General features: G+C 76.3%; 9 protein-coding genes. 5 read left to right on the plus strand and 4 right to left on the minus strand.

The window, feature by feature from the left end:
* Window positions 1–13 precede the first annotated feature (13 nt).
* From RSE42_RS02535 to RSE42_RS02545, 3 genes are all read right to left on the minus strand, one after another.
* On the minus strand, window positions 14–592 hold the full coding sequence (locus RSE42_RS02535; protein WP_415297791.1) for a methylated-DNA--[protein]-cysteine S-methyltransferase: 579 nt from the start codon (window positions 590–592) through the stop codon (window positions 14–16).
* Entirely contained in the window at window positions 589–2,193 is a 1,605-nt protein-coding gene (locus RSE42_RS02540; RefSeq protein WP_396049468.1) for an AlkA N-terminal domain-containing protein, read from the minus strand. The genes RSE42_RS02535 and RSE42_RS02540 overlap by 4 nt, the downstream gene beginning before the upstream one ends.
* 65 nt (window positions 2,194–2,258) lie before the next feature.
* Window positions 2,259–3,236 carry an alpha/beta hydrolase gene (locus tag RSE42_RS02545; RefSeq protein ID WP_043659840.1) on the minus strand — a complete coding sequence of 326 codons (978 nt, stop codon included), beginning with the start codon at window positions 3,234–3,236 and terminating at the stop codon, window positions 2,259–2,261.
* 106 nt (window positions 3,237–3,342) lie between these two features.
* On the opposite strand from RSE42_RS02545, the gene RSE42_RS02550 reads away from it, so the two are divergent.
* On the plus strand, window positions 3,343–4,674 hold the full coding sequence (locus RSE42_RS02550; RefSeq protein ID WP_415297792.1) for an enoyl-CoA hydratase/isomerase family protein: 1,332 nt from the start codon (window positions 3,343–3,345) through the stop codon (window positions 4,672–4,674).
* A gap of 73 nt (window positions 4,675–4,747) precedes the next feature.
* On the opposite strand, the gene RSE42_RS02555 is transcribed toward RSE42_RS02550, so the two are convergent.
* Window positions 4,748–6,097: an LppM family (lipo)protein gene (locus RSE42_RS02555; protein ID WP_415297793.1), complete on the minus strand. Its 1,350-nt coding sequence runs from the start codon at window positions 6,095–6,097 to the stop codon at window positions 4,748–4,750.
* Between the two features lie 295 nt (window positions 6,098–6,392).
* On the opposite strand from RSE42_RS02555, the gene clpB reads away from it, so the two are divergent.
* The 4 genes from clpB (at window position 6,393) to RSE42_RS02575 (ending at window position 11,742) form a co-directional block, all read left to right on the plus strand.
* Window positions 6,393–9,014: an ATP-dependent chaperone ClpB gene (clpB, locus tag RSE42_RS02560; RefSeq protein ID WP_137279793.1), complete on the plus strand. Its 2,622-nt coding sequence runs from the start codon at window positions 6,393–6,395 to the stop codon at window positions 9,012–9,014.
* 132 nt (window positions 9,015–9,146) lie between these two features.
* A complete protein-coding gene (locus RSE42_RS02565; RefSeq protein ID WP_114554268.1) occupies window positions 9,147–10,130 on the plus strand; it encodes a diacylglycerol/lipid kinase family protein in 984 nt (327 codons plus the stop codon).
* A 62-nt stretch (window positions 10,131–10,192) separates the two neighbouring features.
* Window positions 10,193–10,939, plus strand: coding sequence for a UdgX family uracil-DNA binding protein (locus tag RSE42_RS02570; protein WP_415297794.1), 747 nt, complete (start codon window positions 10,193–10,195; stop codon window positions 10,937–10,939).
* Window positions 10,936–11,742: a YqjF family protein gene (locus RSE42_RS02575; protein WP_415297795.1), complete on the plus strand. Its 807-nt coding sequence runs from the start codon at window positions 10,936–10,938 to the stop codon at window positions 11,740–11,742. Before RSE42_RS02570 ends, RSE42_RS02575 begins: the two co-directional genes overlap by 4 nt.

Raw genomic sequence — 11,742 nt, forward strand, 5'->3', positions numbered from 1 at the left:
GTCCGCGCCGGGCTCAGCGCGCCGGTGCCGAGACGGTCGCCCGGGCCTCGCGGTCGAGGAGGCTGCGCTTGACGTCCAGTCCGTAGCGGAAGCCGCCGAGGCTGCCGTCCGTGCGCAGCACGCGGTGGCAGGGTACGAACAGGGCCGCCGCGTTCATCGCGCAGGCGCCCGCGGCGGCGCGCACGGCGGCGGGCCGCCCCGACAGCTCGGCGTACCGGGTGTAGGTCACCGGGTCGCCGGGCTCGACCGTGCGCAGCACGTCCCACGCGTGCGCGCGGTAGGGGCCCGAGGCCTGCCGCACCGGCACGGCGTCGATCGCGTGCACGTCGCCCGCGTAGTAGGCCCGGACGGCGGCGACGGCGGCCGCGACGGCGGGGTCGTCGTCGGGCACGGGGGAGACCGTCGCGGGGCGCAGGCCGGGGTGCACGAGCGCGACGAGGTCCGCGGGCTCGTCCGTCCAGCCGGACGCGAGGACCGCGCCGCCGACGTCGACGACGACCGTGAACGGGCCGTCGGGCGTGGTGAGCGTCGTCGTGACGGCCGGGCTCGTGCCTGGCGTCGCGGTGGTGGTCGGGGCGGGTGCGGTGGTCACGGGGTCTCCTTCGCAGGGGTCGGGGTCGGCGCGGCGGCACGCCAGAGGTGCATCGCGGCGTACGAGCGCCACGGCGCCCAGCGCTCGGCGCGGGCGGCGAGCGCGCGGCGGTCGTCGGGCAGGCCGAGCGCGGCGGCACCGGCGCGGAGCGCGAGGTCGCCGTCGAGCAGGACGTCGGGGTCGTGCAGCACGCGCATCGCCACGTACCCGGAGGTCCACGGCCCGACGCCGGGCATCGCCTCGAGCGCGGCGCGCTGGGCCGCGGGGTCGTCGGCCGGGGACAGGGCGAGCGACCCGTCGGCGAGGGCGTGCGCGACGCCGAGCACCGCGGCCGTGCGCCGGGCGGGGCCGCGCAGGTGGTCCGCGCCCTCGGCGGCGAGCTGCGCGGGGGTCGGGAACAGGCGCGTCGGGCCGAACCGCGACGCGAAGGCCGTCCCGAGCGCGACGGCGAGCCGCGACAGGTGCGTCCGCGCGGCCGCGACCGAGATCTGCTGCCCGACGAGCGCGCGCACGAGGATCTCGGCGGGGTCCACCGCCCCCGGGACGCGGATGCCCGGCACCGCGCGCACCGAGGCGGCGAGCGCGGGGTCCGCCGCGAGGGCCGCGTCCACGGCGGCCGGGTCGGCGTCGAGGTCGAACAGCCGCCGGACTCGCGCGATCGCGGCCGGGAGGTCGGCCACGGACGTCAGCTCGAGCTCCACGTGGAAGCGCGGTGCGCGCCGTCGGCTCCCAGGCGGCGGCCCGTAGGTGGCCCGGAACGCGCCCGGCCCGTGCGGCAGCGCGAGCGTCCGCGCGTAGGAGAGCAGCGGGCCGTCGAGGTCGACGACCTCGACGCCGTCGACGGCGCGCGCCGCGAGGAACGCGAACACGCCGCGCGCGTCGAACGGCTCGCGCAGGGGAAGGGTGAGGTCGAGCGCGGCGGTGGCGCCGCCGTCGTCCGCGGTGGACCCGGCGGGAGCTGCGGCGGGCGGGCGGCGCGGGTCGCCGGTCGACGGCGCCCGGTCGGGCCGGGCACGACGCCGCAGCTCTCCCGGCGTCGTGTCGAAGACCTCGGTGATCGTGTCGTTGAACTGCCGCACGCTCCCGAAGCCGGCGGCGAACGCGACGTCGGCGAGCCGCAGGTCCGTCCCCGTGAGCAGGGCGCGCGCCGTCTGGGCGCGCAGCGCGCGGGCGAGCGCGACCGGGCCGGCGCCGAGCTCCGCGACGAGCACGCGGTGCACGTGCCGGGCCGAGTACCCGAGGCGGGCGGCGAGGCCGTCGACGCCCTCGCGGTCCACGACGCCGTCCGCGACGAGCCGCATGGCCCGGGCCGAGAGGTCGTGCCCGAGGTCCCAGCTCGGCGTGCCCGGCACCGCCTCCGGGAGGCAGCGCTTGCACGCGCGGTAGCCGGCCTCGTGGGCGGCGGCCGAGGTGAGGTAGAAGGTGACGTTCTCGGGCTTCGGGGTCCGCGCCGGGCACGACGGCCGGCAGTAGATGCCGGTGCTGCTCACGGCGGTGATGAACTGCCCGTCGAAGCGGCGGTCGCGCGACGCGATGGCGCGGTAGCGCTCGGCGAACACGGGGTCCGTGGTCGCCGGGGGCGTCGCGAGGGTCGTCGTCATGACTCGATCCTCACCCGACGGACCACGCCCTGGCTAGCGGGATTCGGACACGGCGGTGGGCGGCGTCAGACCCGCGCGTCGAGCCAGTCGAGGACCTCGCGCAGGTACGTGGACCGGGCGGGCTCGGGGGAGAGCGCCAGGTCGTGCGCGCCGCCCTCGACCGTGACGACCGTGACGTCGTCGCCCAGCCGCTCGGCGCGCGACGTGATGTGCCCGACGTCGAGCACACTGTCGGTCGTGAGCAGGGCGTCGTGCCAGCCCGACGCCGGGCCGCTGCGCGCGGACGCGAGCACGAGCACCGGGCAGTCGACGTGCAGCCCGCGCGCGACGCGGGCGTGGCCCCGGCGCACCGCTCGCAGGAACCCGGCGCGCACCGGGAACCCCTCGATCGGCTTCCACGCGAGGTCGAAGTCCCACTCGCCGCCGGTGCTCGCGTGCAACGCCTTCGCCCAGTGCGGGTCGAGCGCGCCCACGACGAGCCGCGGCGCGACCCGCCCGACGACGTCGACCACCCACGTCACCGGGCCGCGGAACACCCACGGCTTGTTGAGGTCGAACCACGGGCTGTTGAGCACGAGCGCCGCGAGCCGGCCGGGCCGCGCGTCGGCCCACAGGCTCGCGAGGAGACCGCCGGTCGAGTGCCCGAGCACCACGAGCCGGTCGTGCCCCTCGGCGCGCACCGCGCGCGCCGCCGCGTCGAGGTCCTGCGCGTAGACGGCGAGGTCGGTGACGAAGTTCGGGTCGTCGTCGGGCCGCGACGGCGCGCCCGAGCCGCGGCCGATCGAGCGCCCGTAGCCGCGCAGGTCGACGGCGTAGAACCGGTACCCGCGCGCCTCGACCGCCTCCGCGACGTGCGTCTGGAAGAAGTAGTCGATGAACCCGTGCACGTACAGCACCGCGGGCCGGTCGCCCGCGGGCGCCGCGGCGTCGCGCCGCACCAGGGTCGCCACCGCGCCGTCCGGGAGGTCGAGGTCGCGCGCGACCCAGTCCCCGCCCAGCACGTCGGGCCGCCAGGTCCCGTCCGTCCGCGTCGCCTCGTCCACCGCCGCCTCCTCGCTGCCGCCGGCACCGCCGGCCCGACCCCTCTGCCGTGCCAGGGTCCCACGTCGTGCGTGCCCGCGGCCGCCGACGGGCGGTAGCGTGACGCGGATGACGAGCGAGATCCTCGCCCGCGTCGACGACGGCGTCGGGCACCTCACCCTGGACCGGCCCCGCGCGCTCAACGCGCTCGGGTACTCGATGCTCGGCGAGATCGCCGACGTGCTGGGCGAGTGGCGTGTCGACCCGACCGTGCGGCTCGTGCTGCTCGACGGCGCGGGCGACCGCGGCCTGTGCGCGGGCGGCGACATCCGCGAGCTGCACGCGTCGGTCGTCGCCGGGCGGCAGGGCGACGCGCGCCGGTACTTCCGGCGCGAGTACGCGGTCGACGCGGCGCTCGCGGAGCTGCCCGTGCCCGTCGTGACGATCATGGACGGCATCACCATGGGCGGCGGCGTCGGCCTCGCGGCCCACGCGCCGGTCCGCGTCGTCACCGAGCGCTCGCGCGTCGCGATGCCCGAGACGCGGATCGGCTTCACGCCCGACGTCGGCGGGTCGTGGCTCCTCGCCCGCGCGCCCGGGCGGCTGGGGGAGATGCTCGCCCTCGGCGCGGTGACGATGGACGCCGCCGACGCGGTCCACGCCGGGTTCGCCGACCACTACGTGCCGAGCGAGCGGCTGCCCGTGCTCGGCGCGGACCTCGCCGCGCTCGCGAGCGCGGGCGTCGACCCGCTCGACGTCGAGGCCGTGCGCGACGTCGTGCGGCGGCACGCCCTCCCGGCGCCGGTGTCCGGGCTCGTCGCGCGCCGCGCCGCGATCGACGCCGCGTACGCGGCGGACACGGTGCCGGAGATCGTGGCCCGCCTGCGCGCGGCCGCCGCGGACGGCGACGAGCGTGCGGGCGCCGAGGCGGACGAGCTCGAACGGCTCTCGCCCACGGCGGTCACCGTCGCGCTCGCGGCCGTCTGCAGCGCGCGCGACTTGCCCGACCTCCGCGCGGCGCTCACCCAGGAGTACGGGCTCGTCTGCTGGTTCGTCGACACGCAGCCCGACCTCGTCGAGGGGATCCGCGCGCAGGTGGTCGACAAGGACCGCGACCCGTCGTGGCGCCCCGCGACGCTCGCGGAGGTCGACCCCGCGCTCGGCGCCGAGGCGCTCGCCTACGTGCCCGCGGAGGCGCTGTGGGACGACGCCCTCGGCCCGCGGCTCGCGCGCCGCGCGGTCGAGGCCGTCGTGCGCCGCTTCAGCGAGGGGGATCCGACGCCCGACGAGCTCGCCGCGGCGCACGACGACCTCGTCGTCGAGCTCGTGGAGCGGCACGAGGACGGGAGCGTCGTCGTGCACCTCGCCGACACGTGCGGCGAGCACTTCCTCGACGGCTACTGGCCCGCGGTGCGGCTCGACGCCGTCGGCGACGTCGTCGAGGTCACCGTCGAGTCCTGAGCGGTCCCGGACGCACGACGGCCCGCCCCGGTCTCCCGGGGCGGGCCGTCGTGTCGTGCGGGGTGCGGACCGCTCAGTCGGTCGGCGGGCGCAGGCGCGTCGCGTCGTCGATCTCGTCGTCGGGACCGGCCTGCGCGCCCGGGCCGTCCTGGCCCGCGGGGCCCGGCTGCGGCGGGAGCGGCTGGGTCGGTGCCGGCGGCTGGTGCGGCGGCAGCGGCTGGGTCGCTCCCGGCGGGACGGGCGGCTGGGCGGGCAGCGGCGTCGTCGGGGACGACTGCGGGTGCGGCGCGCCGGGGGGCGCGAACGGCGCGGCGCCCGGGTAGCCGCCCTGCTGCGGCGGTGCCGGCGGCTGGCCGCCGTACGGGCCACCCTGCTGGCCCGGGCCGGACGGCGTCCCGTAGCCCTGCGGCTGGCCGGGCTGGCCCGGGTACTGGCCCTGCTGGCCGGGGTACTGGCCGGGGTACTGACCCGGCTGGCCCGGGGCCCCGGGGTACTGGCCCTGCTGGCCGGGGTGCGCGCCGGGCTGGCCGTACTGGCCCGGGTACTGGCCCTGCTGGCCCTGCCCGGGGTACTGGCCCTGCTGGCCCGGGTACGGCTGCTGGCCGGGGTACTGGCCCTGCTGGCCGGGCTGGCCCGGGTACTGACCCGGCGCGCCGTAGACGCCCTGCTGTCCGGGCTGGCCGGGGTACCCGCCCTGCGGGAAGCCCGCGCCCTGGCCGTCCTGCGTGCCGGGCTTCGAGCGGAGCACGAGCCACAGCACGAGGCCGATGATGCCGAGCAGCACGAGGCCGCCGACCAGGAACCAGATCCACGCCGACGAGCCGGACCCGTCGGAGCTGTCCGCGTCGGGCGCGGTCGCGCCGTCGTCGGTCCCCTCGTCCGTGCCCTCGTCCGTCCCCGAGCCCGCGGAGCCGCCGGGCACGGCCGAGCCGCGCGCCGTCATCTCGTTGACCTCGCCGACCACCGGGGTCCACGTCACGGTGTTGCCGTCGACCTCGCCGTTGGACTCGGCCACCTCGCCGGGGAACGTGATGGCGATCTTGATGTCGAGACCCTCCATCATCTGCCGCGACATCTCGTCGGTCGCCGCGTCACCCGTGTCCGGGTTGAACTCCTCACCCGTCATGTCCATCGAGCCGCTCACGACGTAGTCGTCGCCCTCGCGGGTGACGGAGATCGAGTCGGCGGCGCCGGTGTCGAGCTGCGCGATCGGCTGGTCGGCGTAGGTGATCTTGGTGCCGGTGTAGCCGTCCTGCGCGTACGGCTCCTGCGTCGCGCCCTCCGGCATCTCGGACTCCATCTCGGAGCCCATCTGGTCCCAGAGCTCCTGGGGGTCCGAGCCCATCGACTCGGCGACCTCGTCCGAGAACGCCATGACGACGCTGCCGTCGAACGTGTCGTCCTCGTTGAGGGTGATGGCCATGTCCATCCTCATGCACCCCGTGAGGAACAGTGCGAGGGTGGCGAGGAGGGCACCGAGGCCGAGTCGTCTGCGCAAGGGTGAGGAGTTCACCCGCCCAGCATGTCGCGGATCGTCGCCCGGGGCGAGGGTCGATGCCGTTTTGAGACGGAATGCGGCCGGACTTCATCCGCTCCGGGGACGCGGGCGAGCGAGGAGAGGCCGCGCGGGGGTGCCGATCGAAGTTGAGCGGAATACACTCAACTTAGGAGTCGTTCCACTGGTCAGACCATCTTTTCGAGCAGCACACGGAGCACCTATGGAAACGAAGTTCACCACGATGTCGCAGCAGGCGATCGGCGAGGCGATCCAGACCGCGTCGGCCGCCGGCAACCCCCAGCTCGAGCCGACCCACCTCCTGGCCGCGCTGCTCACGCAGGAGGGCGGCGTGGCCGTCGGGCTCCTGGACGCCGTCGGCGCGGACAAGCAGGCCGTCGGGCAGAAGGTGCGCGCGGCGCTCGTCGCGCTGCCCACCGCGAGCGGCTCGGCCGTCGCGCAGCCGACGCCGTCGCGCGCCACGTCCGCGGCGCTCGACGCCGCCGCGAAGGAGGCCCAGGCGCTCGGCGACGAGTACGTCTCGACGGAGCACCTGCTCCTCGGCATCGCGGCCGGGTCGTCGCAGGCCGCGACGATCCTCCAGCAGGCCGGCGCGACCGCCGAGGCCCTGCGCTCCGCGCTGCCCGCCGTCCGCGGGAGCGCGCGCGTCACGAGCCCCAACCCCGAGGGCACGTACAAGGCGCTCGAGCAGTACGGGACCGACCTCACGGCGCGGGCCGCCGAGGGCAGGCTCGACCCCGTCATCGGTCGCGACTCCGAGATCCGGCGCGTCGTGCAGGTGCTCAGCCGCCGCACCAAGAACAACCCGGTGCTCATCGGCGAGCCGGGCGTCGGCAAGACGGCCGTCGTCGAGGGTCTCGCCCAGCGCATCGTCGCGGGCGACGTCCCGACCTCGCTCCAGGGCAAGCGCCTCGTGTCGCTCGACCTCGCGAGCATGGTCGCGGGCGCGAAGTACCGCGGCGAGTTCGAGGAGCGCCTCAAGGCCGTCCTGGAGGAGATCAAGTCCTCCGACGGCGAGGTCGTCACGTTCATCGACGAGCTGCACACCGTCGTCGGGGCGGGCGCGGGCGGCGAGGGCGCCATGGACGCGGGCAACATGCTCAAGCCCATGCTCGCGCGCGGCGAGCTGCGCCTCGTCGGCGCGACCACGCTCGACGAGTACCGCGAGTACATCGAGAAGGACCCGGCGCTCGAGCGCCGGTTCCAGCAGGTGTTCGTCGGCGAGCCCTCGGTGGAGGACACGGTCGCGATCCTGCGCGGGCTCAAGGAGCGGTACGAGGCGCACCACAAGGTGACGATCGCCGACTCCGCGCTCGTCGCGGCGGCGTCGCTCTCCGACCGGTACATCACCGGGCGCCAGCTCCCGGACAAGGCGATCGACCTCGTCGACGAGGCGGCGTCGCGCCTGCGCATGGAGCTCGACTCCTCGCCGATCGAGATCGACGAGCTGCAGCGCGCCGTCACGCGCCTCGAGATGGAGGAGGTCGTGCTGTCCGAGTCGACCGACCCCGCGTCGCTCGAACGGCTCGAGAAGCTGCGCGCCGACCTCGCGGACCGTCGCGAGGAGCTCGCAGCCCTCACCGCGCGGTGGGAGGCCGAGAAGGCGGGCCACAACCGCGTCGGCGACCTGCGCGCGAAGCTCGACGAGCTGCGCGTCCAGGTCGAGCGCGCGATCCGCGAGGGTGACCTCGAGACCGCGGGCCGCCTGCAGTACGGCGAGATCCCGCAGGTGCAGCGCGAGCTCGACGAGGCCGAGGCGGCCGAGCAGGCCGACGACGCGTTCGCCGCGTCCGGCCCCGAGGCCGCCCCGATGATCGCGGACAAGGTCGGCGCCGACGAGATCGCGGAGGTCGTGTCCGCGTGGACGGGCATCCCCGCCGGCCGCATGCTCCAGGGCGAGAGCGAGAAGCTCCTGCACATGGAGGAGGTCATCGGCGAGCGCCTCATCGGCCAGCAGGCCGCCGTCCGCTCGGTGTCCGACGCCGTCCGCCGCTCGCGCGCGGGCGTCGCCGACCCGGACCGCCCCACGGGCTCGTTCCTCTTCCTCGGCCCCACGGGCGTCGGCAAGACGGAGCTCGCGAAGTCGCTCGCCGACTTCCTCTTCGACGACGAGCGCGCCATGGTGCGCATCGACATGTCCGAGTACTCCGAGAAGCACTCGGTCGCCCGGCTCGTCGGCGCGCCCCCGGGGTACGTCGGCTACGAGGAGGGCGGCCAGCTCACCGAGGCCGTCCGGCGTCGGCCGTACTCGGTCGTGCTGCTCGACGAGGTCGAGAAGGCGCACCCCGAGGTCTTCGACATCCTGCTGCAGGTGCTCGACGACGGTCGTCTCACCGACGGCCAGGGCCGCACGGTCGACTTCCGCAACGTCATCCTCGTGCTGACGTCGAACCTCGGCTCGCAGTTCCTCGTGGACCCGATGCTCGACGACGCGGAGAAGCGCGAGGCCGTCATGAGCACGGTGCGGGCGTCCTTCAAGCCCGAGTTCCTCAACCGGCTCGACGACGTCATCGTGTTCGAGCCGCTGACGATCGAGGAGCTCGGCCGGATCGTCGACATCCAGGTCGCCGCGCTCGGCCGGCGCCTCGCGGACCGGCGCATCACGCTCGACGTGACGACGGCCGCCCGCGAGTGGCTCGCGCTCGAGGGCTTCGACCCGGCGTACGGGGCGCGCCCGCTGCGCCGCCTCGTGCAGCGCGAGATCGGCGACCGCCTCGCGCGGATGCTGCTCTCGGGCGACGTCGCCGACGGCGACGTCGTGCGGGTCGACCGCGACCCCGAGGGCGACGGCCTCGCCCTCGGCACGGAGATCCTCACGGCCTGACCGACCAGCGGCCCGTGCCGCGCCCTGCCCCCGCGGGCGGGCCGCGGCACGGGCCGCGGCGTCTTCGCGCCTCGGCGGTCCTCGGCGGTCCTCGGCCGCGCGTCCTCGCGGCGACCGGGACATACTCGGTCCGTGCCGACCGACGAGACGACCTCTTCCGCGACCACCTCCGCGCAGCGGCGGCCCGACGACGTCCCGCGCCGCTCCGCGGTCATCGTGAACCCGAACCGCGTCGAGGGGCTCGACGCGCTGCGCGAGCTCATCGTCGCGCGCCTCACGGACGCCGGGTGGCCCGAGCCCGCGTGGCTCGAGACCACGGCCGAGGACCCGGGGACGGGGCAGGCGCGCCAGGCCGTCGAGGACGGCGCCGAGGTGGTCTTCGTGAGCGGCGGCGACGGCACGGTCCGCGCCGTCGTCGAGGGGCTCGCGGGCACCGACGCCGCGCTCGCGATCCTGCCGGGCGGCACGGGGAACCTGCTCGCCGCCAACCTCGGGGTCCCGTCGGACGCCGAGGAGGGCATCCGGCTCGTGCTGCGCGGCGGTCGGCGCACGATCGACGTCGGGGTGGCCGACGGGCAGACGTTCGCGATCATGGCCGGCATGGGCCTCGACGCCGCGATGATGCAGGACGCGCCGACGGCGCTCAAGGCCCGCGCGGGCTCGATCGCGTACGTCTTCTCCGCGCTCAAGCACCTGGCCGACGACGAGATGCACGTCGAGGTCACCGTCGACGGGCGGACGCGCCGCCGTCGGGCGCGCACCGTCGTGGTCGGGAACGTCGGGCGGCTCCAGGCCGGGACGAACCTCCTCCCGGACGCGGAACCCGACAACGGCCAGCTCGAGGTCGCGATCATCGCGCCCCGGAACCTCCAGCACTGGGTCCAGCTCCTGTGGGGCGTGGTGCGCGGCAAGAGCCGGGTGCCGAGCCGCGAGGTCGTGCGAGGGCGCGAGGTGTCCGTCGTGTCCGACCGGCCGCAGCCCCGCCAGCTCGACGGCGACGTCATCGATCCGGCCGAGCGGCTCGACGTCAGCGTGCGGCCGGACGCCCTGCACGTGTGCGTCTACCACCCCGAGGAGTCCGAGGACCTCACGCGCGGCGCTCCCGGCAACCGCTGAGCCTGTTCTGACCGGCGCGCCGACCTCGTGCGAGGACGAGCGCGGGGGAGCACCGTAGGGCCATGAGCCCACGACCGCCCGAGCGCCCCGGCGCGCAGGAGTGGCTGCCCCGCGGCCGCGCCGTGCACGACGTCGAGGCGCTCGACCGGGCGGCGCACGACTGCCACGGGTGCGAGCTCTGGGCGGACGCGACGCAGGTCGTGTTCTCGCGCGGGCCGCAGGACGCGCGGCTCGCCCTCGTCGGCGAGCAGCCCGGCGACCACGAGGACCGCGAGGGCGAGCCGTTCGTGGGCCCGGCCGGGCGCCTCCTCGACGACGCCCTCGACGCGGCCGGGCTCGCGGCCGACGACGTGTACCTGACGAACGCCGTCAAGCACTTCCGGTTCGAGCAGCGCGGCGGGCGACGCCTGCACAAGAGCCCGGACGTCGCGCACGTCCGCGCGTGCCTGCCGTGGCTCACCGCCGAGGTCGCCGCCGTGGGGCCGCGCGTCGTCGTCGCGATGGGCGCGACCGCGGGGCGCGCCGTCCTGGGGCGGCCCGTGCGCGTGACCGCCGAGCGGGGACGGGTCCTCGACCTCGGCGACTCGGAGCCGGCGTCACCGTTCTCCCCGGGCGCACCCGGCGGCGGTGGGCGCTCCGAGCCGTCCGACGGCGCCCGCCTGCCCCGGCCGACGGACGCGCCGCGCGTCGTCCTCACCACCCACCCGTCCGCGCTGCTGCGCGTGCGCGACCGCGCCGAGCGCGAGGCGGCGTTCGCCGCGCTCGTCGACGACCTCCGCCTCGCGGCCGACGCGGCGGGAACGCGGTGAGCGCCCACCCGGCCCCGCCCGGTGCGGGGCCGGGCATGCCGCCGCCCGGTGCGTCGCCGCACCCGGCACCGCGGGTCGTGGTGAACGCCCAGCGCTGGGAGGCCCTGACGTTCCTGCACTGGCCCGTCGACCCGGCCGTCGTGCAGGGGTGGCTCCCGCCCGGCCTCACCGTGCAGGAGGCGGGCGGGACGACGTGGCTCGGGGTGGTCCCGTTCCGCATGGCGGGCGTCCGCGTCCCGCCGCTGCCGGCGCTGGGCGCGTGGTCGACGTTCCCCGAGCTCAACGTCCGCGTGTACGTGCGCGACCGTGCGGGCGCCGAGGGCGTGTGGTTCCTCGGCCTGTGGGCGACGTCGCGCGCGTTCGTCGCCGCGACGCGCGCGGCCGGCGTCCCGTACCACCCGGCCCGCGCGGCGGTGCACGCGCGCGGCGACCGGGCCGGGGCGCCGTCCGCGGTGCGCTACCGGTTCCGGTCCGACGGCCGCGGGCCCCTGCGCGTGCCGCACGAGCACCCGGGGCTGCGCGATCTCTCCCTGCACGCCGAGGTGCGCGCGCACGAGGAGGTGGACGCGTCGTCGGGCCTCGTGCGGTGGCTCACGGCACGGTGGTCCGCGTACGGCGCGCGGGCCGGGCGGCTGTGGCGGTTCCCCGTCGTGCACGAGCCGTGGACCCTGCGACGCGGAACCCTCGACGTCCTCGACACCGACCTGCTCGACCGCCTCGGGCTGCCCCCCGCGGACCCGCCGCTCGTGCACGTCGCCGCGCCGGTGCACGCCCGGTTCGCGGTCCCGCGGCCGGTGGGCTGA

The organism is Cellulosimicrobium sp. SJTW-1 (genome assembly GCF_047716875.1).
In the GTDB taxonomy this organism is placed as follows: Bacteria; Actinomycetota; Actinomycetes; order Actinomycetales; family Cellulomonadaceae; genus Cellulosimicrobium; species Cellulosimicrobium funkei.

Bases quoted from the DNA above. Each gene is read 5' to 3' on its own strand.
- RSE42_RS02570 (WP_415297794.1), top strand. From the start codon at position 10,193: ATGAGCCCACGACCGCCCGAGCGCCCCGGCGCGCAGGAGTGGCTGCCC.
- RSE42_RS02550 (WP_415297792.1), top strand. From the start codon at position 3,343: ATGACGAGCGAGATCCTCGCCCGCGTCGACGACGGCGTCGGGCACCTC.
- RSE42_RS02540 (WP_396049468.1), bottom strand. From the start codon at position 2,193: ATGACGACGACCCTCGCGACGCCCCCGGCGACCACGGACCCCGTGTTC.
- clpB (WP_137279793.1), top strand. From the start codon at position 6,393: ATGGAAACGAAGTTCACCACGATGTCGCAGCAGGCGATCGGCGAGGCG.
- RSE42_RS02555 (WP_415297793.1), bottom strand. From the start codon at position 6,097: ATGGCCATCACCCTCAACGAGGACGACACGTTCGACGGCAGCGTCGTC.